The sequence below is a fragment of the Pseudomonas sp. R11F genome, from assembly GCF_050312575.1.
Taxonomy (GTDB): Bacteria; Pseudomonadota; Gammaproteobacteria; order Pseudomonadales; family Pseudomonadaceae; genus Aquipseudomonas; species Aquipseudomonas palleroniana.
The window spans coordinates 53,822-79,481 of sequence record NZ_JBNPJU010000068.1; the positions used below are offsets into that span (position 1 = coordinate 53,822).

Sequence of the window (25,660 nt, forward strand, 5' to 3'; positions counted from 1 at the left end):
GGTCAAAAATTTAAAGAAAGAAATCCAGTCGGAAATAGATCGGCGCTTCACGCTCAGTGATAGCGGCCGGTCGTTCCAGAGAGTGGGCAAAGGTCACGCTGGCGGCGACGTTCTTGCCACGGGCAAACAGCTCCACCGAGTTACTGCTCATGCGCCCATGCTGCTCGGCGTTGTAGCGGTCGCGGCTGATCACGCCCTGGTCGTAACCCAGGCTGGTGCCGTACTCGCTGAGCACCGGCTGTAGCCAGGCCCAGGTCACCGGGCGGCTCCAGCGCAGGTCGTTGCGCCAGTAACCGCCACTGTCGCCGGCGAGCATCTGGTCTTTGTAGCCGCGGATCGACGACTGCCCGCCCAGGCTCATGCGTTGTGGGCTGAACAGCACGTCTTCGCTGTGCTGGCCGGTCATCAGGCTGCTGAAACTCAATGACTCGCCCCACAACTTGAAGGGGTACAGGTAGCTCAGCGTGGCGGTGTATTTGCGATAGCGCGCATCGGCCTGGCCGGGTTTTGGATGATGATTGGCCTGGGCATCGAATGCACCAATGCCGTCTTGCATGCCCAGGTCGATGTTGAGAAACGACTCACCGATACGTCGCCCGTGATTGATGCCGAACTGGGCTTCACTGAGACGGTTGCTGCTCACGGCGAGCTTGCTGTCTTCAATGAAATTGTTCGTGCGCAGGTAGGCCACGCCGGTGCTCAGGGAGGTTTTGCTGAGGGCATCGCGGTGGATCACGCGCTCCAGGCGCAATTGGTGGTTCTGGCTGTCGCCGGTCTGCTTGAACGTGAAATTGTTCGCCTCGGCCCGGGAGCGGTATTCGCTCTCGGTGTAGCTGTAGGTCAGGTTCCACCAGCCAAACGGCAAGCTGTAGTTGAGCATCGAATTGCGCGAGGTTTTCTGATGGTCGCTGACGGCATCGTGCCCGCCGCGCAACGACAGTTGGTCAGCCAGGCCCAATGGATTGTCCCAATCCAGGCTCGCGCCCCACTGCTGCTCGCCGGTACTGCGCTGGCCGCCGTTATGGCGCGACAGGCCCACGCGCCAGGGCTTCTGCGGGGTGTTTTTGACCAGGACGTCGCTGCCACCCACGGCCTTGCCTGGCGCCAACTCCATCTGCGCCTGGTTCGACGGCAGGCGGTTGAGCTGGTCGACCATCTGCTCGATTTCGCGCAGGTTGAGCAATTCGCCCTGCTTGCCGGGAAAACTCATCGCCAGTTGGCGGTCGGTGATGCCACTGCCTTCAGCGCCCTTCAAGCTTTCCAATTTGCCTTCGACCACCTGGATCTTGAGGTGCCCGCTGGAGAGATCTTGCTGCGGCAGGTAGGCGCGACTGGTCACCAGGCCTTTAGCCAGGTAGCGGTCAGTGATGACTTTGAGCACCTCGTTAAGCTGCGGTACGCCGAGGCATTGGTCGATGTAAGGCTTGATCAGGCGGTTGCGTTCGCCTTCGGACAACGCTTCAGCGCCGGAGAGCTCAATGGCTTTGATCGGAAAGCAGCGAGTGTCGGCAGGCCCTGTCGGCGTCGCAGGCGTCGTGGATTTACCCGGCAATTCCTTGAGATCCTCAAGCCGCCGTTGCTGCTCTTCGAGCAGGCGGTCCTGGCGATCACGAATCAGGTCGGTGATACCTGGGGCAGCCTGCTGTGTGGCGGCTTGCGCCCACCCGCCCGCGCCCAGGCAAAAAAAAGCGGACAGCAGGCTGAGCCTGGTCCGGCGTGCAAAACGCCACATCGATTAGATCCCTCTACATGGCTCAGTGCCATCATTCGGCGGCGATAATAGGGTGGCGATATAGTGGCGTCAATTAAATGTGCATCCCGCTTCACGGCCACAGATCCCCTGCCCGTCCTTGAGTCCTTTTAAAGAACGGATCATTGGATCCACTGAAACCCAATTGACCGATAATCGCCCAATATATAACCGCATTAGCGTTGACCTATCCAGCCAGCCGCCCATTTAATGGATCCATTAAATAAAAATAACGCGTTGCCTGGAGAGTCGTCATGTACCCCAAGAACACTTGGTACGTCGCTTGCACCCCTGATGAAATTGCGCAAAAGCCTTTGGGCCGACAGATCTGCGCTGAAAAAATGGTGTTTTATCGTGGCCTGGATGGCGCCGTAATGGCGGTCGAGGATTTCTGCCCGCATCGCGGTGCCCCGCTTTCGCTGGGGTATGTCGAGAACGGCAACCTGGTCTGCGGCTATCACGGCCTGGTGATGGGCGGTGATGGCAAGACGGTGGAAATGCCGGGGCAGCGCGTACGCGGGTTTCCCTGCAACAAGACGTTTGCGGCCGTCGAGCGCTACGGTTTCATCTGGGTCTGGCCGGGCGATCAGGCCCTGGCCGATCCCGCGCTGATCCCACATCTGGAATGGGCCGTGAGTGATGAGTGGGCCTATGGCGGCGGGTTGTTCGAGATCCAGTGTGACTACCGCCTGATGATCGACAACCTGATGGACCTGACCCACGAAACCTACGTGCATGCCTCCAGTATCGGCCAGAAGGAAATCGACGAAGCAGCGCCCGTGACCACCGTGGAAGGCGACGAAGTCATCACCGCCCGGCACATGGAAAACATCCTGGCCCCGCCGTTCTGGCGCATGGCCTTGCGCGGCAACAACCTCGCCGATGATGTGCCGGTGGACCGCTGGCAGATCTGCCGCTTCACCCCGCCCAGCCATGTATTGATCGAAGTCGGCGTGGCCCATGCCGGCAAAGGCGGCTACCACGCGGCCGCCGAGCACAAGGCGGCGAGCATTGTGGTGGATTTCATCACCCCGCAGACCGACACCTCGATCTGGTACTTCTGGGGCATGGCGCGCAACTTCAAGCCCGACGATGAAGCACTGACTGAGAGCATCCGCGAAGGTCAGGGCAAGATTTTCAGCGAAGACCTGGAGATGCTCGAGCGCCAGCAACAGAACCTGCTTGCCCACCCGACGCGCAATTTGCTCAAGCTGAATATCGATGCCGGCGGCGTGCAGTCACGCAAAATTCTCGAACGCCTGATTGCCCGGGAACGCGCGGTCGAACCTCACCTGATCAACACAACCACCGCCTGAATAACCCCAACGCAGGAAGGACTGAACATGATCGATGTGGTGGTGGTATCGCGTAACAATGAAGCCCAGGACATTTGCAGCTTTGAACTGGCCAGTGTCGATGGCAACCCATTGCCAGCCTTCAGTGCCGGCGCGCACATTGATGTGCACTTGCCGGACGGGCTGATCCGTCAATACTCGCTGTGCAATCACCCTGAAGAACGTCATCGCTACCTGATCGGCGTGCTCAAGGACCCTACCTCACGAGGCGGTTCGCGCAGCCTGCACGAACAGCTGCAACCAGGCGCCCGCCTGAGCATCAGCGCACCGCGCAACCTGTTCCCGCTGGTGTGCGACGCCCGACGCAGTGTGTTGTTTGCCGGGGGTATTGGTATCACCCCGATCCTGTGCATGGCCGAACACCTCGCCCAGGCAGGTGCCGACTTCGAACTGCATTACTGCGCCCGTGCCAGCGAACGCGCAGCGTTTGTGCAGCGCCTCAAGGCGTCGCCATTTGCCGAGCGAGTGTTCCTGCATTTTGACGAACAGCCCGACACGGCCCTGGATATTGGCCAGGTGCTGGCGGCCCCCGCAGACGACGTTCACCTGTATGTGTGCGGCCCGGGCGGGTTCATGCAGCATGTGCTCGACAGTGCCCGTGCGCTGGGCTGGCAGGACAGTTGTCTGCATCGCGAATACTTCTCGGCGGCGCCGGTGGACAGCCGCCTCGATGGGCGGTTTTCGGTGCAAATCGGCAGCTCTGGCAAGGTCTTTGAGATACCGGTCGACCAGAGTGTGGTGCAGGTGCTGGAGAGCCACGGCATCACGATTGCCGTGTCGTGTGAACAGGGGGTGTGCGGCACCTGCCTGACTCGCGTGCTGGACGGCGTACCAGAGCACCGTGACCTGTTCCTCACCGAGCAGGAACAGGCGCTCAATGACCAGTTCACGCCGTGCTGCTCGCGCTCGAAAACCCCAATGCTGGTGCTCGATCTCTGAGGCGTGTCACGAGGCGGGCAAAATCACCTTCATGCGCGCGTCGGCGGTGGCTGAGCTGAAGGTGTCAGCATAGCGCAACGTCGCATTGGCGTGTTCGCGCATCAGCGCTTCGGCCCGTGCGCCCTGGCGATTGACCAGGGCGTCGAACACCGAGTGGTGTTGCATGTGCGCATAGTTGAAGCGGCGGTATTCGCGGACCATGTCCTCGCGGTCCACCGCCAGTGCCGTCACCGAGGCGAATGGAAGGTGGTCATTGCGTGCCAGGGCATCGGCAATCGCCGGGTTATGGCTGCCTTCAACGATGACCTGGTGAAAGCGCATGTTCAGGTCGTGATAGACCTCAAGGTCGTCCTCGGTGACATACCCCTTGTCGAACAGTTGATCGCCTTCGACCAGACAGCGCTCAAGCGCCCTGCGCGCGTCATCGGACAAACCGCGCTCGGCGGCTTGACGCGCCGCCAGGCCTTCAAGCACACCGCGCACTTCGACCGCGCCGGCAATATCGCTGGGGCTGACCGACCGCACCTGATAGCCACGCCCGCCGAACGGCACCAGCAAGCCTTCCTGCTCAAGGGTACGGAATGCCATGCGCACGGGCATGCGCGAAACGCCGAAGCGCTGCGCCGTGGGAATTTCCATCAGGCGCTCACCCGCCGCCAACTCTCCGCTGGCAATCATCTTGCGCAGTGCAATCAGCACCAATTGGCCGGGCTTGCTCATCCAGGCAACTTCCAGAAAACGTGGGTCGCCCCATAGTATCGCAAGTCGTCGGATCGCAAGTCGTCGTGCTGCAAGTCAGTGCAATCAGACGAACGCCAGCGCCGCGCGTGCCCCCTCGATTGCACCCAGGTGCTGGGCCAGCCGCGACGGCAGGTAATCGAAAAAGAACCCGGCGCTTTGCAGCTTGGCGTTACGCAACGGATCGCTTTCGGGTAATGCCCTGGAGACCCGCGCAGCCCGTGCCCAGGCAAAGGCCAACAGCGCTACGCCACACAACTGGAGGAAGTCCGGCGCGGCCCGATACGGGTATTCGCGGTCTTCGCCAGACCGCTCGCGTATGGCGCTCACCGCACCGGCCAAGGCATCGCAGAGGCTGTCCAACGCGTCGGCAAACCCTGCGCACTCAGCATGCTTCCGGCCCTGCCCGGCTTCAGCGCGCAGCTCGGCCAGCAACAAGCCAAACGCCTGGCCCTCATCGCCCAGCACTTTGCGCAGCAACAGGTCATTGGCCTGGATCTCATTGCTGCCCTCATAAATCATCGCGATGCGACTGTCACGCAGGGTTTGCTCGATACCGAACTCGGTGACATAACCGTAGCCGCCGAAGACCTGCAACGCGTTGCTGGCCTGGCGAAACCCCTGTTCGGTAAAAAACGCCTTGATGATCGGGGTCAGCAACGACGCCAACGCGGCCGCCGCCGGGTCCGGCCCCTGCTCAGCCTGATCGAGCAAGTGCGCGGCCCAGTAACCGATGGCGCGCAGGCCCTCGCTGGTGGTGCGCAGTTCGAGCAAAACGCGGCGCATGGCCGGGTGATAACGGATGGGGTCAGCGGCTTGCGCCGCCACTGTCGCGGGCCGTGACGGTGCGCGCATTTGCACGCGTTCAGCGGCGTACTGCCGGGCGTTCTGCCAAGCCGCGTCGACATGCCCCAAGCCTTGCAGGCCGACATGCAGGCGTGCCGAATTCATCATCACGAACATCGCTGCCAGGCCGCGATGCGGGTCGCCGATCAACCAGCCTTGGGCGGCGTCGAACACCAGCGAGCAGGTGGCACTGCCCTGAATGCCCATCTTGTGCTCGATGCCCTCACAGCGCACGCCATTGGCCCGGCCATCGTCCAGACGCTTGGGCACCAGGAACAACGAAATACCGCGACTGCCGGGCGGCGCATCGGGCAGGCGCGCCAACACTAGGTGCAGGATATTGGCGGTGAAGTCGTGCTCACCGCCGGAAATAAACAGTTTGCTGCCGCTCAAGCGATAGCTGCCATCCCCCTGGGGTTCGGCGCGACAACGCAGCAAGCCGACGTCGCTGCCGGCCTGCGGCTCGGTCAGGCACATGGTCGGCAAGCTATGGCCGCTGATGATCTCGGGCAGATAACGCGCCTGTAACCACGGCGCCGCATGGGTCTTGAGGCACAGGTAGGCGCCGTGGGCAATGCCGGTGTACATGGCCCAGGCGTGGTTACTGGCATAGAGCATCTCTTGCACGGCGGCGTCGAGCACCTGCGGCAAGCCCTGCCCGCCCAGCGCCTCAGCACAGGCCAGCGCCGGCCAGCCGCCGTCGACATAGGCTTGATACGCCTGGGCAAAACCGTCCGGGGTGCTCACCTGGCCCGTCTGCCAGCGGCAGCCCTGACGATCACCCAGGGCGTTCAAAGGCGCCAGCACGCCCTGGCTGAAGCGCGCGGCCTCCTCCAGCACTTGCAGCGCCAGCGGCAGGTCCAACGCCTCGAACGCCGGGTTGCGGCGCCACGCATCAGGCGCCTGCAGCCAATGCTCGAGCACAAATTGCATATCGCGCAAGGGCGCCTCATAGCTGGGCATCGGCAGACCTCATTGTGTGTGTTCCGCACGCAGCAGCGTGGGGTCTTCACCGCGATACAGCGCTTCGACTTTCGCCGCACGCCACTGCAATACCGCACGCTGGTTGATCGAACCCTTGTCGGTAATTTCACCGCGGTCGATGGACGCCGGCTCGTCGAGCAGCGCAATCCACTCCAGGCGACTGGCATTGCCGGTGGCCTCGCGATTGAGTCGCTGCAACCAGTCGGCGAACCACTGGCGCACCGGCGCACTGGCCAACACTTCAGTGTCGCTGGCCTCGGCGCTCAGGCCCGCCAGCCTGCGACATTCGTAGAGCCTGGCGAACACCAGGGCACCCAGGCACTCACGGTCCGGTGCGGCAATCACCACATCCTGCACATAGGGCGAGCCTTCAAGCACGGCGCGATTGCGCAGCGGGCCGACGCTGACAAATACCCCGGAAGACAGCTTGAAGTCTTCGGCGATCCGCCCATCGAACATCAACCCCCATTGCGGTTGCTGGGGGTCAGCGAGCTTGAGCGCATCCCCGGAACAGTAATAACCCTGCTCATCGAACGCCTCGGCGGTTTGCTCCGGCGCCCGCCAGTACCCGGGCATGATGTGCGGCCCGCGAAAGCGCCCTTCGAACTTACCGTCCACCGGTACCAGCCGCACCTCGCAACCCGGCGCGGGCAAGCCGATGTAACCGGCCATCGACAACGGACCGGTGGTGAAGGTGCAGGATGGCGCGGCTTCGGTCATGCCCAGCCCCGCCATCATGCGGATGCGCTCGCCGCAGTGCCGCTCGGCCACCCGGTCAAGCCGATCCCAGACACTTTGCGACAGGCCGGCGGCAGCGAAGAAGAACAGCTTCATGCGGGCAAAAAAGCACTCGCGCAACTCGGCGTCCTGTTCCAGCGCATTGACCAGTTCTTCCCAGCCCTTGGGCACCGTCAGGTACGCCGTGGGTGAGATCTCCTTGAGGTTGCGCAGGGTCTGGGCGAAGCCTTGGGCCGTGGGTTTGCCGTCGTCCAGGTAAAAGGTGCCGCCGTTGTAAAGCACGATGCCCACGTTGTGGCTGCCGCCAAAGGTGTGGTTCCACGGCAGCCAGTCCACCAGCACCGGCGGCTCCTCGCCAAACACCGGAAACGTCTGCAACAGCATTTGCTGATTGGCGCACAGCATGCGTTGGGTGGTGATCACCGCCTTGGGCAACTTGGTCGAGCCCGAGGTGAAGAGGAATTTGGCGATGGTGTCGGGGCCGGTGGCGTTGAACGCCGCCTCGGCCTCGGCACCGCCGGGTGTCTGCAGCAGGTGCGTAAAGCTGACGTGGGTACGCCCCGGCACCTCGCCGCGCACACTGATCAGCGGTGTGTCGGCCGGCACTACCGCATCGATCGCACGCCGATACGCCGGCGCATCGCTGACAAACAGCAGCCCCGGTTGCAGCAGGTCGCATACATGCCGCAGCTTGGCGAAATCCTGGGACAACAATGAGTACGCCGGCGAAATCGGGCAGTAGGGAATGCCGGCGTACATCGCGCCGAGGGCCATCTGCAAATGTTCGATATCGTTGCCTGACAGCAGCGCCAGGGGCTTGTGCGCCGACAGCCCGAAACCCAGCAGGCTTTGGGCGATGGCTCGCACGCTGTCGAGCATCTGCGCGTAGCTGACTCGGCGCCATTCACCGTCGGCCTGGCGCGCGGCGATAAACGTCTGCTCAGGCCGTACCTCGGCCCAATGCACCAGACGATCCAGCAAGCGCCTCGGCAGCTCGGCCAATGGCTCCAGGGAACGCATATGCAGCACGCCCTGTTCTTCAGTGACCTCGACCGGCGCATGGCCGATGGACACCGCGCGGTACTGCGGCGGGTGCGGCTCGGACTGAGGTTGCGGTCTGAATTCGGAACTCACAAGAATGCCCTCCATCAAGGCGGGTCAAACGCCCGCCTTTATTGTTATGTCGCGCAACGGACTCAGATCGGGTAGTGCCGTGGCCCGTTCTGCAACGTCACCCAGCGCAATTGCGTGAAGTGTTCGATGGAGGCTTTGCCGCCAAAGCTGCCATAACCGCTGGACTTGACGCCACCAAACGGCATCTGCGCCTCGTCATGCACCGTCGGGCCATTGATATGGCAAATGCCCGATTCCACCCGTTGCGCAAGCGCCAGGGCACGTCCGGTGTCGCGGCTGAAGATCGCCGCCGACAAACCGAACTCGGAATCGTTGGCCAGGCGCAGCAGCGCTTCGTCACCGTCAGCGCGCAGCAACACCGCCACCGGGCCAAAGGACTCTTCGCGGTAGAGCCGCATGTGTTCGGTGACACCCTCGATCAGGGTCGGCTGCAGGATGCTGCCGTCCAATTGCCCGCCGGCCACCAGGCGTGCGCCCTGGCTCAGGGCATCGTCGATCAGCGCCTTGATGCGCGTGCCGGCGCCGGTATCCACCAGCGAACCCAGCACCGAATCCGGCGCGGCAGGGTCACCGGCGCGCAGGGTTTCGAGTTTGGCCGCCAGCTTGGCGGTAAAGGCATCGGCGACCTTGGCATCGACAATCAGGCGTTCGGTGGACATGCAGATCTGCCCCTGATTGAAATACGCGCCGAAGGCCGCGGCCGCTACGGCAGCGTCCAGGTCGGCGTCATCGAGCACCAGCAACGGTGCCTTGCCGCCCAGTTCCAGCAGCGCCGGCTTGAGATGGCGAGCGCAGAGTTCGCCGACAATCCGCCCGACATGGGTCGAGCCGGTGAAATTGACTCGCCGCACCGCCGGGTTGGCGATCAGCCGCTCGACAATCGCGGCCGCATCCGCCGGCGCATTGCTGATGACATTGACCACGCCATCGCCCAGGCCGGCGTCCTGCAACACCTGGCCGATCAACCGGTGTACCGCCGGGCTTAACTCAGAAGCCTTGAGTACCACGGTGTTGCCGCACGCCAGCGGCATGGCAATGGCGCGAGTGGCGAGAATAACCGGAGCATTCCAGGGCGCGATGCCCAGCACCACGCCGCACGGTTGGCGCAGGGCCATGGCAAAGCTGCCAGGCACATCGGAGGGGATGACATCGCCGGTGATCTGGGTGGTCACCGACGCGGCTTCGCGCAGGATGTTGGCCGCCAGGCGCACGTTAAAGCCATACCAGTTGGGCATGGCGCCGGTCTCACCGGCCGCGGCGATAAATTCAGCGCTACGCGCCTGCAATTGCTCGGCGGCCTTGAGCAGGCGGGTGCGACGCTCGTTGGGCGCCAGCGCAGCCCAGACGGGAAACGCGGCCTGGGCCGCCGCCACGGCGGCGTCGGCATCTTCCAGGGTGGCGGCGGCCACCCGCGAAACCACGGCACCGGTCACTGGGTTGCAACGCTCGAAGGTTCGACCGTCGCGGGCGGGGCACGACTGGCCGCCAATCAATAGGGGCACGTCCAGCATGGTGATTCCTCTTTATTATCTTTATCGGGAATACGTTCAAGCAGGGTGACGGCAATGCGGCCCGCAGGCCGCACACCTCAGCGTTTATACGCCTGCAGGCCCGGCTTGATGCTCTTGTCGTCGAGGAATTGCTTCATGCCCTGCTCGCGTCCGCCTTCGGTGTCGAGCAAGCGTGACTGATCGAGCTTGGCGTACAGGTAATCTTCGTTCTGCTCCCAGGTCAGTTCGCGGCAACGCTTGAAACCATGCTTGGCCGCGCGCAGCACCACCGGGTTTTTCTCCAACAGGTTGCGCGCCAGCTCAATGGTGACTTCGCGCAGTTGCGCCAACGGTACGCTCTCGTTGACCAGGCCCATTTCAGCGGCCTTCTTCCCGCCGAAGGTCTTGCCGGTCATGATGTAGTACAGCGATTGACGATGGCCCACGGTGTCGGCCATGGCCTTGCTGACCAGGTTGCCCGGTGGGATGCCCCAGTTGATTTCCGAGAGACCGAAGGTCGCTTCATCGGCGCAGATCGCCAGATCGCAGGCCACCAGCGGGCTGAAACCACCGCCGAAGCACCAGCCGTTGACCATGGCGATGGTCGGTTTGGCGTACATGCGCAGCAACTTCCATTGCCATTGCGAGGCTTCACGGCGGATTTTTTCCTGGAGGATTTCCGGGCCGGCATCCACTTCGCGAAAGTATTCCTTGAGGTCCATGCCTGCGGTCCAGGCTTCACCGGCGCCCGTCAGTACCAGCACACCGGCGGCCGGGTCCTGCTCCAGGGTTTCCAGCACGTCGATCATTTCCCGGTTGAGGGTCGGGCTCATCGCGTTGCGTTTTTCCGGGCGATTGAGAATGACCCAGGCGATGCCTTGCTCGATCTCAACCTTGACAGTGGTCCAACGGCCTTCGTAATTGCTCATGGCGGTATGCTCTTGTTCTGGTGTGAAGATGGATTCGAAATTAAACCGCAAATATGGTTATGTCAATTAACTATTAATTTTAATAACCAATATTTCTCAAGGTGTGACCAGCGTTTTTTCCTACGACTTGAAAAGCTGTCGTAGCCAGGGCGCGTCAACCCCGGCAAACTAGATAGCCTTCTTAACCTCCACTTCCTGAGGATTGCACTGCCAATGGCCAAGCCCTCCACCCTCGCCGCCGCCCGCCAGGCCCCGCCCGACAACGACGAGGCACGGCCGCCGCTGGATTCAGCGCTGGACGATCTGATCGGTTATGCCATGCGCCGCGCCCAGCTCAAGCTGTTCCAGAACCTGATCGGCCGGCTGTCCGAGCATGACCTGCGCCCCGCCCAGTTCTCGGCCCTGGCGATCATCGAGCAGAACCCCGGGCTGATGCAGGCCGACCTGGCACGCGCCCTGGCCATCGAACCACCGCAGGTGGTGCCCTTGCTGAACAAATTGGAAAGCCGCGCCCTGGCCGTGCGCGTGCGCTGCAAACCGGACAAGCGCTCCTATGGGATTTTCTTGAGCAAGCCTGGCGAAGTCTTGCTCAAGGAACTCAAGGACATCGCCGCCCAGAGCGACCTGGACGCCACCGCCGCCCTCGACGCCGAAGAGCGTGCAGAGCTGCTGCGCCTGCTCAAGAAGGTGTACCAGGACGGCTGACCTACCAGAGCGCCACGGTGTAGAGCACCAGGAAGCGTGTCTGGTTTTCATCGCGAAACGCGGCGCCACCGGGGAAGTCGTTGCGGTAGATCGACTTGCGCGCCATCAGCCCGACGTTCTTCAGCGGGCCACTCTGGATCACGTAGCCCAGTTCCATCTGGAACTCACGCTCCTTGCGGTCCTGGGCATTGAAGGCCGTCAATTCGATATTGTCGCCTCGCACATACCGCAGCCGGCTTTTCAGGCCCGGCAAGCCTGAGGCCGCAAAGTCATAGTCGTAGATCGCCTGCCAGGTGCGCTCCTTGGCGTTGAGAAAGTCCGAACTCATGGTCAGTTCGCTCATGCCCATCAGCTCGGTCCCCGAGATATAGGGCGTGGCCGTGTCGCCGCTGGAGTGCATGTAGCCCAGGCTGAAACGATGCCCGCCGAGGCGATAGCCGAACAGCGCCGAGAGGTTGCGGTTATCCACCTTACCGGCCTTGGCGCTGCCGTCTTCGCGGCTGAAAAAACTGCGCAGGTCGCTGGTCAGTACCCCGTCGCCCACTGGCAGGTTATGCAGCAACGCGAAGGTGTCCTGCTGATAGAGGTCCGCCACTTGCGCGTGATAAATGCGCAAGCTGAGGTCTTTATTGACCTGGTAATCGCCGCCCAGGTACGCCAGGTGCGAGGTGGTTGCGGTGGCGTTGAACCGGCGGTTGGGCGAGGCGATCGTCATGGCCTGATAGTCGGTGGAATCGCGCTTGTTGATACGGTCGATGTAGCCGGTATTCAGGGTCAGCCCGTCGATATCCTTGGAACTCAAGGTCGTGCCGCGAAAGGTCTGCGGCAGCAGGCGTGAGGGGCTGGCAAAAGCGAATGGCAGAAAGATCGACACGTCGCCGGCCTTGACCGTGGTTTGGGCAAACCGCAACTTGGCGGTCGGCGCCAGCCGCGAATATTCATCGGCGGCACGCTTGTCGCTGGCCGATACCGGCAATAACTCAGTGCCGCTGCGGTCTGGCGAAGAGTCGAGCTTGACCCCCATCAGCCCGCGCATATCCAGGCCAAAGCCCACGGTGCCTGGGGTGTATCCCGATTCCAGGTTGAGGATAAACGCCTGCGCCCATTCGCGGGCGGCGGTCTTGGCGCCGTCGTCCTTGTAGTCACGGTCCAGGTAGTAGTTGCGTAGCGTCAGGGTGGCATGACTGTCGTCGATAAACCCCGCCGCCCACGACGAGGTGGGCAGAACACTCAACAGCAGCAGCGCACTGATCAGGCGTGGCGTGCGGTTCGACACACGGCAGGCCGCCGCGACAGCGCCCGTGGGGAGTTTTTGCATGTTCGATGTCCATTTTTTGTTGTTGTTTTTGGGGTGACACGCGCTCGGCCAACCGGCTTCGCCAACAGAGAATGGAAACAGCTGGAGGCACTCGTCAACCGCGACTGACCGATAATCGAACGTTAATAAAACTATCTATTTTCATTTACCCCATGCGTCCCCAGCGCAAACGACTGAGATAGAGGGCTTGCTGGTCGATATTTGCGGCAGGTTCGCCGTCGTAGTTTTTTTAGTTATATTTGTTATCTTAATCGTCAGCAGCCGATCGGCTCGCACCACAACAAAAACAACAATGAGGTTTGCCCATGGACAGTCCATCGCGTCGTTCGACGCTGACTATCGCGTTGTGCTTTATCGTTGCGCTGATCGAGGGTTTCGATCTGCAGGCCGCCGGCACCGCTGCCGCCGGGTTGCGGCAAAGTTTTGCGCTGGACCCGAAAATGCTCGGCTGGGTCTTCAGCGTCGGCATCATTGGCTTGCTGCCGGGGGCGTTCTTCGGTGGCTGGGTCGCCGACCGCATCGGCCGCAAGAAAATCCTGGCCAGTGCCGTACTGCTGTTCGGGCTGTTTTCCCTGAGTACTGCGTTTGTCGAGAGCTATTGGAGCCTGTTGCTGGTGCGCTTTCTCACCGGCCTGGGCCTGGGCGCCGCGCTGCCCAACCTGATCGCGCTGTGTGCCGAGGCGGTCAGCGAAGGCAAGCGTGGCACTGCGATCAGCGTCATGTACTGCGGCGTGCCACTGGGCGGTGCACTCGCCGCCGTGGTCGCGATGTTTTCCAGTGAACACTGGCAAACCACTTTTATCATTGGCGGCCTGGCGCCCTTGCTGGCCGTGCCGCTGATGATCTGGCTGCTGCCTGAATCCAATGCCTTTCGCCAACAGTCCGGGCAAGGCCACAGCCTGCGCCCCTCCACCGGCGAGGCACTGTTCGGCGAAGGGCGCGCACGCACGACCCTGGCGTTATGGCTCAGTTACTTCTTCACCCTGACCGTGATGTACATGCTGCTCAACTGGCTGCCTTCGTTGCTGATGGAACAGGGCTTCAGCAAACCCCAGGCGGGCTTGGTGCAGATGCTCTTCAATATCGGCGGCGCCCTCGGCTCGCTGCTGGGCGGGGTGCTGCTGGACCGCTGCAACGCGCTGAAAGTGGTGCTGTGCGTGTACACCGGGTTGCTCGCCGCACTGGCCGGGGTCGGCCTGTCGGTGGGGATTGTGCCCATGGCCATTGCCGGCTTTGCCGCCGGGTTGTTCGTGATGGCCGCCCAATTGGTGCTGTATGCCAGCGCCCCACCCGCCTACCCCACCGCCGTGCGTGCGACCGGCGTGGGGGCGGCCGTGGCTATCGGCCGGCTGGGCTCGGTGGCCGGGCCGCTGGCGGCCGGGCAACTCCTCGCGGCAGGCGCCGGCACTCCCGGCGTGCTGTTGGCGACGTCCCCCGGCGTGGTGATCGCCGCACTCACCATCATCAGCGTGATGCTACGTGCGGCGCCACCGGGCCTGCCTGGCACCCCCGCCGCTAAAACCGGTGCAGCCAGTTAAACACCAGCTTGTTGCCCTGGGTGCGGTTTTGCGCCTGTTGCTCGAAGTACGCGTTCACCGACAGGATATTTTCCTTGTTGAACGCGTACATCATGCCCGGGCCGATGGCCCAGACCTTTTCTCGACGCCCACTCACCGCATGCCCATCCACCTCGGTGTCGGTGATCTGCTTCAACCAGTAGCCATTCAAGCCCAGGCTCAATTGCGCGTCGATAGCGTACTGCAGCGTCAGGTTGGCATGCAGTGCCTGCCCGGCCTGGGTGCTGGAGGCATCTCCAAAGCCTGCCTGCGGCTGATCATTCTTGCCATTCCACAGGTACATGAAACGCCCACTCGCCGACCACTTGGGGCTGAACCAGTATGTCGCCGCGTAGTAGGGGTTGAATGACCAGAAATGGCTGCCGGGGTTGATCGAGCGATTGCGGTCGTAAGCGCCCACCGGCACCGTCACATCCGCCTCGACCCGCTGGGTCAACCACGGGCTGCCATCGGCTCGGGTCACTGTCGGCAGTTGCAGGAACGCGCCCAGCGTGACATCGCCAAACCCGGCCCGGGAACTGAGTGCCGCGTTGTTCAAGCCATCCTCCACCGACACATGGGCCAGGGAGGTATTGATCAGGGTAAATCCTGGCATCGCGCCATTGGCCAGGGGCTGGCCGACGTAGATGATCTGCGTGGTGGGCGCCACCACTTCCAGGTCCTGCCGGGGCAACGCGAGCTTGTTGCCATGGGCATCATTGAAGCGGCTCGCACGCGAGTACGTGAGGTATTCCTCCAGGTACCAACCGGGTCCGGCAGGCGCGGGTGAGCCGTCATAGAAGCTGGTGGTCCCAAGGTTCAGGCCGGGTAAGTCGTAAGCATGAGCGGTCGCTGACAACGCGACCCATGTCACGGCCGCAACCGGCCGCAAGATAGGCTTGAGCATCTTGTATGTCCTGTATTTTTGTTGTTGTTCAAGACCCCCGGCACGGCGCTGCCGCACCGGGGTGCAACGCTGTGGCAATGCCTACAGGTAAGTGGCGGCCAACCCGCCATCCACCGGCAGATTGACCCCGTTGACCCAACGCGCCGCGTCCGAGCAAAGGAACGCGATCACTGAGGCCACCTCATCAGCCAAGGCCGGGCGGGTCATGCGCTGGCTGTCCTCGGCCACCCGCTCTGGCCCGAGCATGCTGACGAAATCCCCCAGAATCGGGGTGAACACCGGCCCTGGCGCGACACAGTTGATACGCACCGCGTGATCGCGAAACCAGGCTTGGGATTGCTGTGCGCTCCAGACGATCAGCGCTTCCTTGAAGTACTGATAGCAGCTGCCCTGCTCCACCGGATTGGCCGCCAGCCACTGCTGCCCGGCCCTGAAGCTCTCAGTCGCGGCCAGCGCTTTGTGCAGCGCCAGGCGCTGCGGCCACTGCGCGCCGAGCACCGAGGCGACGTTGACGATGCTGCCGCCCGCCGGCATGCGTGACAGCAGCGCTTGGGTGAGATGGCGCAACCCCAGGTAGTTGACCTCCGCCACCGTTTGCACCGGCGCCGTACCGGGCACACCGGCAATATTGCACAGCGCGTCAACCCGCGTCGGCAGGCGCGCCACCAGCGCGTCGATGCTCGCGGGATCACTCAGGTCGGCATGAAAAAATCCAGCCAGCGTCAATTGGGGTTCATGGCGATCGACGCCCAACACCGTGGCGCCCTGGAAGCGCGCCAATCGCGCCACTTCCGCTCCAATGCCCGACGCGACGCCGGTGACGATCAAGGTTTTGTTGTACAGGTGCATGTTCAAGCCCTCTTGTTGTTGTGTAGGCAGGTGCGAGCCAAGGCTCAGAAGGGATAGGCCGGCGGCGTGTTTTTCACGGTGACCCATTGCCATTGGCTGTATTCGTCCCAGTCAGCCGGCCCGCCAACGCTGCCGCCATTGCCCGACGCGCCGCGCCCACCGAAAGGGTTGATGCACTCATCCGCCACGGTCTGGTCGTTGATATGCAGCAGGCCGCAGTCCAGCCGCTCGCCGATGGCCATGGCGCGCCCCACCGAGGGCGAGAGGATGGCCGCCGAAAGCCCGTACTCGGTGCGGTTGGCCAGCTCGATGGCCTCCTCATCCGTGGCAAAGCTGACCACCGTCGCCACCGGGCCGAAAATTTCGTCTTCAAAGGCGCGCATACCCGGCCGTACGCCACTGAGCACCGTGGGTTGGTAAAACAGCTGGTCATAATCGCCGCCCGCCTCCAGCTTTGCGCCCGCCTGCAGGCTGTCGTTGACGATCTCGCGCACGCGCTGCAATTGGCGCAGGTTGATCAAGGGGCCGAGCGCTGCTTCACCGCGCGCAGCGTTGCCCACGGTCAGCGCACGGGCCTTGTCCACCAACTTGCGCGTCAGGCTGGCGGCGATGGACTCATGCACCAGCACCAACCCGGTCGCCATGCAGATTTGCCCCTGGTGCAGCCATGCTCCCCAGGCGGCGTTGCTGGCGGCCAGGTCGAGGTCGGCGTCTTCGAGAATGATCAACGGGTTCTTGCCGCCCAGTTCCAGCGCGACTTTTTTCAGGTGCCGGCCAGCCACCTCGGCGACTTTGCGCCCCGCTGCCGTGGAGCCGGTAAACGCGATCATCCGCACGTTGGGGTCGCGGCACAGCGCCTCACCTGCCGCTGCGGCGCCGGGCAACACGTGCAGCAAACCCTTGGGCAGGCCCGCTTCTTCGAACAGCCGGGCGATCAGGAAACCACCGCTGACCGGGGTCTGCGGATCGGGCTTGAGCACCACCGCATTGCCCGCCGCCAGGGCCGGTGCCACCGAACGCAGCGACAGCACCAAGGGAAAGTTGAACGGGGAAATCACCCCGACCACACCATGGGGCTGGCGCCGTGCATAGGACAAGCGCCCCGCCGCGCTGGGCAGTACCACGCCGTGGGGTTGGGACAGCAAGCCCGCCGCCTGATGCAGCAGCACGATCGCTTCGCGCACTTCGTGCTCGCCCTTGAACAGCGCGGCGCCGGTTTCCCGGGCGACATACAGCGCCAGTTCGGCGAATGACTGTCGGGCCACCTCAGCCGCCTTGCGAAACACCTCGGCGCGCTCCCGTGGGCCGAGCGCGGCCCATGCCGGCTGGGCCAGGGCCGCGCTGCGGCTGGCCACGGCGATGTCGGCCGGGCTGGCCATGGCGCAGTTCATCAGCGGTTCGCCGGTGGCAGGTTCGATCACGGGGATCACGGCTCCCGAAGCGGGCTCCCAATCGCCGTTGAACAGGCATTCGGACTCGATGGCCCGTTGTAACAGGTGGGTGGTTTCAGACACTGACATGGCAACTCCCGGTTCTTGTAATTGTCATCGCCTGCACGGGTGCAGACGCCGCATCAAGCCTTGAGCAAAGGCTGTGCCGCTTGCACGAGACCCCGCTGACATAAACCGTCGAAGGCTCTGGATCGGGGCCTTTCACGCGCCGCGTTGCGGTGCTCCATCGCTCAACTGCAAAAACCACCACCGCGCCACTTGTTCAATTGATAAGGTTATGTTTAATAACTATCTGAGCAGTGACTCATATCGATCACTCGCCTTGCAGGGGCATAACAATGACTAATCCCCAAAGCGCGCAGCCCGACGACCGAGCGAGCGCCGCGCACTATCATCCGCGCGGCGACAGCCGCCAACTCAGCGACAGCAGTTCACCCACGCCTGCGGAACTGACCGACTGCCTGTTTTTCTCTCCCGAAGACGGGCGGATCTGGCTCAACGACCAACGCATGTTGCTGCTGCACAGCTCCGCCTTCGGCGCCCTGCGTGGGGAAGTCATCGAGCGCCTGGGGCTGGAGCAGGCGCGCGGCCTGTTTACCCGCACCGGTTATGCCTGCGGCGCGCGCGATGCGCGCCTGATACGCGAGCGCTGGCCACAGGCCGATGCCGCCGCCGTGTTCCGGGCCGGGACGCACTTGCACACCCTGGAGGGCATGACCAAGGTCGAACCCCTGTACTTCAAGTTCGACGCCGACTCGGGGTTCTATGAAGGCGAGTTTCTCTGGCACCACTCCTGCGAGGCCGACGAGCATGTGCGCGCCTACGGTGTCGGCCAGGATCCGGTGTGCTGGACGGAGACCGGGTATGCCACGGGCTTCGTCAGTGGCCTGTTCGGGCAACTGGTGATTTTCCGTGAAGTCGAGTGCCGTGGCATGGGCCACCGCAGTTGCAGGGTGCTCGGCAAGACGGTCGAGCAATGGGGCGACGCCGAGCAGGACCTGCGCTACCTGAATGTGTCCCAGGCCGTCACCAGCCCCGCCGCCACCCCGCTGCGCCATAGTCCGGCAGGCAGCCCTGCCGGGGTCAGCCAGGCACAACCGCTGGTGGGTGCCAGTGCAGCGTTCAACGCCGCGATGCAAGCCTTGCAACGCGTCGCGCTGACCCCCGCCACGGTGCTGATCAGCGGTGAGTCCGGCGTCGGCAAGGAGATGTTCGCACGCCAGCTGCACCAACTCAGCGGCCGCCGTGACAGCCCATTCGTCGCGCTCAATTGCGCGGCCATCCCCGACAACCTGATCGAAGCCGAACTCTTCGGGGTCGAGCGTGGCGCCTACACCGGCGCCACCCACTCGCGTCCCGGGCGTTTCGAACGGGCCCAGGGCGGCACCCTGTTCCTGGATGAAATCACCAGCCTCAGCCTGGCGGGGCAAAGCAAACTGCTGCGGGCGTTGCAGGAGCGCGAGATCGAACGGGTCGGCGGCGTGCGCGGCATCACGGTGGACGTGCGGGTGGTGGCCGCGACCAATATCGACTTGCGCAAGGCGGTCGCCGACGGCTCGTTTCGTGAAGACCTGTTCTACCGCCTGAATGTCTACCCCATCGCCCTGCCGCCGCTGCGTGAGCGCCGGGATGACATCCCGCTGTTGATCAATGCGTTCCTGACGCGCTTCTGCCAGGAATACGCGCGTACACCCGCCGGCCTGACCATGCGCGCGCTGAAGGTGCTGCTGCGCTACGATTTCGCGGGCAATGTGCGTGAGCTGCAAAACCTGATCGAGCGCGGCCTGATCGCCAGTGACGAGGGCCAAGCGATTGATCTGGTGCATCTGTTTCGCAACGAACCGCTGCCGGCGGATGCCTATGGCCTGGACCACCACGGCAGCCTGTCAAACACCGCGCCGGTCAGCCCCCCTGTGCTGCTGGACACCCTGGGCCAACTCGACCAGGGGTTTTCCATCGAAGGGCTCGAAGCACGCCTGATCCGAGAGGCGCTGCAACAGAACGCCGGCAACCTGGCCGCGGCGGCCAGACGCGTTGGGCTCAGCCGTGCCCAATTTGCCTATCGGTTGAAGAAACATCAGCGGCAAACCCCGTGAGCGCGCAGACCGACCTCAGAATTATCGAGCTGCTCCAGCTCCACCCATTAAAAAAAGCAGCCCTTTGGCACCGATAACATCGTTTCTCGGGGACGCCGCCAATCCCTATATTGGCTCGCACTATCTGTGTGAATGACTCAACGTTCACCCCTCAGTGCGAGTATCTCAATGAACAAAAAACCTGACAGCACAGGACTTGATAATGCGGGTGCCGGGACCCGGGCAGTCTGGGGCGGGGAGCAAGTCAGGCACCCCTACAACGCTACCCAAACCCCGATCGTGGCCAGCGCCGCGTATGGCTACGACGACATCGATGTCTGGTATGACGTGGCATTGGGCAAAGCCCAGGGCTTCATATACAGCCGCATGAGCAACCCGACGGTCGAGACCCTCGAAGCCAAGATCGGCGAGTTGGAAATGGCCGAATCCGCCGTTGCCTTCAGCAGCGGCATGGCTGCGATCAGCAGCGTGCTTTACACCTTCCTGGCTCATGGCGACCGCGTGGTCTCCACCAAGGACAGCTATGGCGGCACCAACAAGATTTTCGAAGAGTTCCTGCCGCGCATGGGCGTGGCGGTCACGCTGTGCGAGACGTTCGATCATGAGCAGATCGAGCGCGAAATCGCCAAAGGCTGTCAGGTGGTGTACCTGGAAACGCCCACCAACCCGACCCTGAAAATCGTCGATATCCAACGGCTGGTCGCGGCGGCCAGACGCGTCGGCGCCTTGGTCGTGGCCGACAACACCTTCGCCACGCCACTGAATCAGAGCCCGCTGGCGCTGGGGGTGGACGTGGTTATTCACAGCGCCACCAAGTTCCTAAGCGGTCACGGTGATGTGCTGGGCGGCCTGGTCTGCGGCCAGGAATCGTTGATGGCCAAGGTTCGGCATTACCGCGAAATCAACGGTGCGTCACTCGACCCGTTCTCGGCCTACCTGATCATTCGCGGCATGAAAACCCTGGTACTGCGCATGCGCCAACAGCAGCGCAGCGCTCGTGCCCTGGCGGAATTCTTGTGCACCGAACCCTTGGTGTCATCCGTCAATTATCCCGGCCTGCCCGGGCACCCGAACCACGCAGTGGCCTGCGCGCAAATGGCTGGCTTCGGCGCCATCGTCAGTTTTGTACTGGTCGGCGGCATGGACACGGTCAAGCTGCTATTGCCACGCCTGCGCTTCGCGCATTGCGCCGGCAACCTCGGTGCGGTGGAAACCATTTACGGCCCGGCCCGCACCACCAGTCATGTGGAAAACACGCTGGAGGAACGGCTGGCCCTGGGGATTTCGGAAGGGTTGGTGCGGGTCTCGGTCGGTATCGAGGACACCGATGATCTGCTGGATGATTTGAAGCAGGCGTTCGCCTTTGTGCGCGGCCTGCGTGAGAAAAACAGCCCACAGAGCAACTGCGCCGAAGTCGCGAACTGACGTTTCAAACCTCACGACAGGGCCGTCTGTGAGGCGTTTCATGAAGAGGAATAATAATAAGACTTAGCGGCAACGTTCCGACCTGCCCTAACAACTTTCATGAGAACAACCATGTCCACAAAAGAAGAAAAACTCAACACGCGTGCCGGCTTCAAACAGGAAATGCAGACCCGCCATATCGTCATGCTCGCACTCGGTGGCGTGATCGGCACCGGGCTGTTCCTGACCTCTGGATATACCGTCAACCAGGCAGGTCCTCTCGGCGCGGTCATCGCCTACGTCATTGGCGCGCTCATGGTCTACATGGTGATGATGTGCCTGGGCGAATTGGCGGTGCAGATGCCTGAAACCGGCTCGTTCAGCAGTTACTCAACGCGGTTTCTCGGCCCGGGCACCGGCTATACCGTGGCATGGCTGTATTGGCTGACATGGACCGTGGCCATCGGTTCGGAATTCACCGCTGCCGGTATCCTGATGACGCGCTGGTTCCCCGACACGCCGGTATGGATCTGGAGTGCGCTGTTCGCCGGCGCGGTGTTTTTCACCAACGTGGTGTCGGTGCGTTTGTTTGCCGAAACCGAGTTCTGGTTGTCGCTGATCAAAGTCGTGACGGTGGTGGTGTTTCTTGTGATCGGCGGCGGCGCCATTCTCGGCCTGCTCAATATCGATCAGGCCCACAGCATCGGCCTGGGTAACTTCACCCGCGAGGGCCTGTTCCCGACCGGTTTCATGTCGATTGCCATGACCTTGCTGGCCGTGTCGTTCGCCTTCTCGGGCACCGAGCTGATCGGTATCGCCGCCGGTGAAACCAAAGACCCCCAACGCAATGTGCCACGGGCCATCCGCACCACCGTGCTGCGCCTGGCGATCTTTTTCGTCGGCACGATTTCCGTCCTGGCAACCCTGCTGCCCCGCGAACAGGCCGGTTTGGTGGAAAGCCCCTTCGTGACCGTATTCACCTATATCGGCATCCCCTACTCCGCCGACATCATGAACTTTGTGATCATCACTGCGCTGTTGTCGGCCGCCAACTCCGGGCTGTACGCCGCCTCGCGGATGCTCTGGACCTTGAGCGACCAGGGCCATCTGCCCAAGCAGTTCTCCCAGCTGACCCGCATGGGCACGCCCTTGAATGCGATTGTGTTGAGCATGGTCGGTGGCGGCGCCTCCCTGCTCAGCAGCGTGTTCGCAGCCGACACCGTGTACCTGGCGCTGGTTTCCATCTCCGGGTTGGCGGTTGTGGTGGTGTGGATGAGCATTGCCGCGAGCCAGATCGCCTTTCGCCGCCAGTATGTGGCCAACGGCGGCGATGTGCGCGACCTCAAGTTCCGTGTGCGCGGTTACCCCTGGGTTCCGCTGGGCGCGTTGGTGTGCTGCGCGCTGGCGTGTGTGGGCATCGCGTTCGACCCCGAGCAGCGGGTCGCGCTGTACTTCGGCGTGCCCTTCATCGCCTGGTGCTACTTCGTGTATTACATTACCCGCAATAGCCGCGAGCGACGCCTGTCGCTCGCCTCCACGGTTCGACCGTCCGATGCGTTCTAGGCACGCTCGACGGTGTGGTCCAGCGTGCTCGGCACAGCGTCGATAAGGGACAGATCATGAAGCAAAAGCCACTCCCGCCGTTGAATTGGCTGCGGGCCTTCGAGGTGTCCGCTCGATGCCTGAACTTCACTCACGCCGCTGACGAACTGTGCTTGACCCAGGGTGCCGTCAGCCAGCAGATCCGGCAGTTGGAAAGCCATCTGGGGGTGGCGCTGTTCAAGCGGTTACCACGTGGCCTGGGCCTGACCGAAGAAGGCCAGGCCTACCTGCCGGTGGTACAGGATGCGATCACCCGCCTGGCCGTCGGCACCAATGAGATTTTTGGCCAGCACAAACGCCGGCCAATCAAAGTGCGCGGCAGCCTGGCGTTTTTCGTGCACTGGCTGGCGCCCAAACTGGTGGGTTTTCGTCAGGCCCATCCGCAGGTGGATATCCGCTACATCAGCAATATCTGGGTCAAGGAGCTGGATGGCGAGGACGACATGGAGATTCGCTGGGGCCATGGTCAATGGCCCGGCCTGGTTTCGCAGCGCCTGACCTGGGACACCTTGTTTCCAGTGTGCTCGCCCGCCCTGACCGCACGTTCACCACTGAATGCGGCCGAGGACGTGGCCCAGCACACACTGCTGCATGTGCTGGGCTACGAAGAAGGTTGGGGCTACTGGTTGAAGATGGTCGGCGCGGACGCCGTCGATTCGTCGTGCGGCCTGCAGTTCGACACGCTGATCTCGACCTTGCGCATGGCGGAGCTGGGGCAAGGGATCGCCCTGGCACGCTCCTCGATGGTCGACGAAATGCTTGAGGACGGGCGCCTGGTCGCACCCTTCGACCAGCGTATCGAAGCCAGCGAATCGTTTTATCTGGTACGCGGTTCAGGCGCCGACGAGCATCCCGACGCCGTGATGTTTTCCACCTGGCTGGTCGAGCAGGCACACCGATACAAATAGTGGCCGGAGCCCAAGCATGCACTATGTGAGTACCCGAAATGCCGCCGTACGGGTCGACTTCGAAAGGGTCGTATTGTCCGGTATTGCCGACGACGGCGGGCTGTTCGTCCCCCTGGACCTGCCGCAATTCGAAACCCAGGACATCGCGAACTGGTCAACCTTGCCCTATGACGAATTGGCGTATCGGATCTTGCGTCCGTTCATTGGGGACGCCATTCCCGAGCCGGATCTCAAGCGCCTGCTCAAAGACGCCAGCCGCCGTTTCCAGCACCGGGCCGTCGCGCCTTTGCATCAGGTCGACCGCAATGAATGGGTATTGGAGCTGTTCCACGGCCCGACCCGCTCCTCGAAGGATTTTGCCGCGCAATTGCAGGCGCAATTGGTGCAGTACTTTCTGCAACGCCGCGCCCGACGTGCAGTGATGCTCGGCGCCACCAACGGCGATACCGGCCTGGCGGCGATCGAGGCGTTCAACGATTGTGACGAGGCCCATCTGGTAGTGCTTTACCCGGAGCGAGGGGTGCCGCCGCATCAGTTGCACGCACTGTGGGCGGCGGCACGGCCCGATGTGCATCTGTTTGCGGTCGACGGCAGCTTCGACGAGTGCCAGGGCATTGTGAGCCGGCTGTTCAGACAGTGGCCGTGCCCCCAGTACGAGGCGATCAGTTTCAACTCCAGCAACTGGGTCAATGTGCTGGCGCAACTGGTGATGTATTTCCACGCGGTGCTGCAATTGGGCGGCGGTCAGCGGCCGATCGGTTTCAGCGTGCCGGCGGCGAGTTTCGCCGAAGTTTATGCAGGCTACGTGGCGCAGAAAATGGGCTTGCCCATCACTCAGATTATCGTCGCCACCAATACCAACGATGCCCTGCACCAGTTGTTCCTGAAGAACCATTATTCCAGGCTGCGCGCCAACAAGACCCGGTCACCGGCGATGGACCTGTCGACGTTCTCCAACCTGGAGCGGTTCCTCTGGGAAGTGTATGAGCATGACCATCAGGCGGTCAGCGCGTTGATGCTCGAGCTGGAATCCCACGGCGAGATCACCCTCGCCAACGAATGCTGGTTACGTGCACGGATGATCATTGACTCCTACGCCGTCAGCGATGAGGAAACCCTGAATGAGATGACCGCACTGCATCGCGACACCGGCTACGTTGTCGACCCGCACACGGCTACCGGCGTGATTGCCGCTCGCCTGTACCGTCGCAGCCTGGTGGCGCCGATGGTCACGCTGGGGGAAATTTCCCCGGTCAAATCGGCGGCGTTGCTCGCCGAACTGGGGATCGGCCTCCCGCCGTCAGCCAGCCAGGGCGAGCCACCGGTACACCCACCGTGCCATCGGGTCGCCCCCGATGACATCACCCCCCTTCTTAACGTGCTCGACACGCTTTGAACGCGTGGCCAGTGGAGGCCCCATGAAGCGCATCCTGGACCCTCTCGATGAGCGCATCATCGCCGAGCTGCGGCTTAACGCACGGGCGGCCCACGCCGAGCTGGCGGCCAAGGTCAACCTGTCGCGCAACGCCGTGCGCCAACGGATCGAACGGTTGGAACGCGACGGTGCGATCCTCGGCTATACCGTCCTCACGGGCGATGGACGACACGCCGCCTCACAGATCAACGCAGTGATTTTCGTCTATCGCTATGACCGCATGCGCGGGGAAGACGTCTTGCAGGCCCTGCGCGCGATCCCCGAAGTGACCCAGTGCGATGTCATGAGCGGCGAGTTCGACCTGATGCTGCGCGTCAGCGCAACCAGCCCGCAGCGGGTGCATCAGGTGTGGAATCAGATTTCGGCACTGGCGGGCGTGGAAAACACAGTGACTTCGTTCGTTTTGTCCTCAGTCGTCTGAGCCGGTTTTTGCTTGGAAAAAAGTCAACTGCGGTTGGCTTTTTTTATGCCGGTCATGCGCGCCCTCCCTTGGTCAAAACGCCCATGAAATAGAGCAAATCGGCAT

20 protein-coding genes are annotated in these 25,660 nt (G+C 62.7%); 10 read left to right on the forward strand and 10 right to left on the reverse strand.

Translation table 11 applies throughout. The annotated features are described in order from the left end of the window. Nucleotides 1-10: 10 nt before the first annotated feature. Nucleotides 11-1,732, reverse strand: a complete 1,722-nt coding sequence (locus tag ACQRBV_RS22150) for a ShlB/FhaC/HecB family hemolysin secretion/activation protein (protein ID WP_411984062.1) — start codon at nt 1,730-1,732, stop codon at nt 11-13. Nucleotides 1,733-2,004: 272 nt separating this feature from the next. Between ACQRBV_RS22150 and ACQRBV_RS22155 the strand changes: the two genes are divergently transcribed. Both ACQRBV_RS22155 and ACQRBV_RS22160 read left to right on the forward strand, forming a co-directional pair. After that, nucleotides 2,005-3,066, forward strand: a complete 1,062-nt coding sequence (locus ACQRBV_RS22155) for an aromatic ring-hydroxylating oxygenase subunit alpha (RefSeq protein ID WP_060752851.1) — start codon at nt 2,005-2,007, stop codon at nt 3,064-3,066. Nucleotides 3,067-3,093: 27 nt separating this feature from the next. Next, nucleotides 3,094-4,044, forward strand: a complete 951-nt coding sequence (locus tag ACQRBV_RS22160; RefSeq protein ID WP_411984061.1) for a PDR/VanB family oxidoreductase — start codon at nt 3,094-3,096, stop codon at nt 4,042-4,044. A gap of 6 nt (nt 4,045-4,050) precedes the next feature. Here the strand turns inward: ACQRBV_RS22160 and ACQRBV_RS22165 are convergent, their stop codons facing one another. From ACQRBV_RS22165 to ACQRBV_RS22185, 5 genes are all read right to left on the reverse strand, one after another. Next, nucleotides 4,051-4,764, reverse strand: a complete 714-nt coding sequence (locus tag ACQRBV_RS22165; protein ID WP_104993573.1) for a GntR family transcriptional regulator — start codon at nt 4,762-4,764, stop codon at nt 4,051-4,053. 84 nt (nt 4,765-4,848) lie between these two features. Further along, nucleotides 4,849-6,591, reverse strand: a complete 1,743-nt coding sequence (locus ACQRBV_RS22170; protein ID WP_411984060.1) for an acyl-CoA dehydrogenase — start codon at nt 6,589-6,591, stop codon at nt 4,849-4,851. Between the two features lie 9 nt (nt 6,592-6,600). Further along, a complete protein-coding gene (locus ACQRBV_RS22175; protein ID WP_411984059.1) occupies nt 6,601-8,484 on the reverse strand; it encodes a feruloyl-CoA synthase in 1,884 nt (627 codons plus the stop codon). A 62-nt stretch (nt 8,485-8,546) separates the two neighbouring features. After that, nucleotides 8,547-9,995 (reverse strand): aldehyde dehydrogenase, encoded by a 1,449-nt coding sequence (locus ACQRBV_RS22180; RefSeq protein WP_411984058.1) that lies wholly within the window; start codon nt 9,993-9,995, stop codon nt 8,547-8,549. A gap of 77 nt (nt 9,996-10,072) precedes the next feature. Continuing rightward, the gene (locus ACQRBV_RS22185) at nt 10,073-10,903 is read right to left on the reverse strand and encodes a p-hydroxycinnamoyl CoA hydratase/lyase (RefSeq protein ID WP_411984057.1); all 831 of its coding nucleotides are present in this window, start codon (nt 10,901-10,903) and stop codon (nt 10,073-10,075) included. Nucleotides 10,904-11,116: 213 nt separating this feature from the next. On the opposite strand from ACQRBV_RS22185, the gene ACQRBV_RS22190 reads away from it, so the two are divergent. Then, entirely contained in the window at nt 11,117-11,608 is a 492-nt protein-coding gene (locus tag ACQRBV_RS22190; RefSeq protein ID WP_104993569.1) for a MarR family winged helix-turn-helix transcriptional regulator, read from the forward strand. 1 nt (nt 11,609) lies between these two features. On the opposite strand, the gene ACQRBV_RS22195 is transcribed toward ACQRBV_RS22190, so the two are convergent. After that, entirely contained in the window at nt 11,610-12,926 is a 1,317-nt protein-coding gene (locus ACQRBV_RS22195) for an OprD family porin (protein WP_411984056.1), read from the reverse strand. Between the two features lie 305 nt (nt 12,927-13,231). Here ACQRBV_RS22195 and mhpT point away from each other — a divergent pair, with 305 nt between their 5' ends. Further along, complete coding sequence (mhpT, locus tag ACQRBV_RS22200; protein ID WP_411984055.1) at nt 13,232-14,464, forward strand: 3-(3-hydroxy-phenyl)propionate transporter MhpT; 1,233 nt, start codon at nt 13,232-13,234, stop codon at nt 14,462-14,464. Here mhpT and ACQRBV_RS22205 read toward each other — a convergent pair. From ACQRBV_RS22205 to ACQRBV_RS22215, 3 genes are all read right to left on the reverse strand, one after another. Beyond that, nucleotides 14,442-15,389 (reverse strand): SphA family protein, encoded by a 948-nt coding sequence (locus tag ACQRBV_RS22205; protein ID WP_060752842.1) that lies wholly within the window; start codon nt 15,387-15,389, stop codon nt 14,442-14,444. The genes mhpT and ACQRBV_RS22205 overlap by 23 nt on opposite strands. Nucleotides 15,390-15,470: 81 nt before the next feature. Further along, nucleotides 15,471-16,238 (reverse strand): coniferyl-alcohol dehydrogenase, encoded by a 768-nt coding sequence (locus ACQRBV_RS22210; RefSeq protein ID WP_411984054.1) that lies wholly within the window; start codon nt 16,236-16,238, stop codon nt 15,471-15,473. A gap of 44 nt (nt 16,239-16,282) precedes the next feature. Then, on the reverse strand, nt 16,283-17,758 hold the full coding sequence (locus ACQRBV_RS22215) for a benzaldehyde dehydrogenase (protein WP_090371226.1): 1,476 nt from the start codon (nt 17,756-17,758) through the stop codon (nt 16,283-16,285). Nucleotides 17,759-18,027: 269 nt separating this feature from the next. Here ACQRBV_RS22215 and ACQRBV_RS22220 point away from each other — a divergent pair, with 269 nt between their 5' ends. From ACQRBV_RS22220 to ACQRBV_RS22245, 6 genes are all read left to right on the forward strand, one after another. Next, the gene (locus tag ACQRBV_RS22220) at nt 18,028-19,785 is read left to right on the forward strand and encodes a sigma 54-interacting transcriptional regulator (RefSeq protein ID WP_411984053.1); all 1,758 of its coding nucleotides are present in this window, start codon (nt 18,028-18,030) and stop codon (nt 19,783-19,785) included. A 168-nt stretch (nt 19,786-19,953) separates the two neighbouring features. After that, complete coding sequence (locus ACQRBV_RS22225; RefSeq protein ID WP_411984052.1) at nt 19,954-21,210, forward strand: cystathionine gamma-synthase family protein; 1,257 nt, start codon at nt 19,954-19,956, stop codon at nt 21,208-21,210. 111 nt (nt 21,211-21,321) lie between these two features. Then, nucleotides 21,322-22,752 (forward strand): amino acid permease, encoded by a 1,431-nt coding sequence (locus ACQRBV_RS22230; RefSeq protein ID WP_411984051.1) that lies wholly within the window; start codon nt 21,322-21,324, stop codon nt 22,750-22,752. Between the two features lie 56 nt (nt 22,753-22,808). Beyond that, the gene (locus ACQRBV_RS22235; RefSeq protein ID WP_411984050.1) at nt 22,809-23,699 is read left to right on the forward strand and encodes a LysR substrate-binding domain-containing protein; all 891 of its coding nucleotides are present in this window, start codon (nt 22,809-22,811) and stop codon (nt 23,697-23,699) included. Nucleotides 23,700-23,715: 16 nt separating this feature from the next. Continuing rightward, nucleotides 23,716-25,095: a threonine synthase gene (gene thrC, locus ACQRBV_RS22240; protein WP_411984049.1), complete on the forward strand. Its 1,380-nt coding sequence runs from the start codon at nt 23,716-23,718 to the stop codon at nt 25,093-25,095. Nucleotides 25,096-25,117: 22 nt separating this feature from the next. Next, complete coding sequence (locus ACQRBV_RS22245) at nt 25,118-25,555, forward strand: Lrp/AsnC family transcriptional regulator (RefSeq protein WP_060752834.1); 438 nt, start codon at nt 25,118-25,120, stop codon at nt 25,553-25,555. The last annotated feature ends 105 nt before the right edge of the window (nt 25,556-25,660 follow it).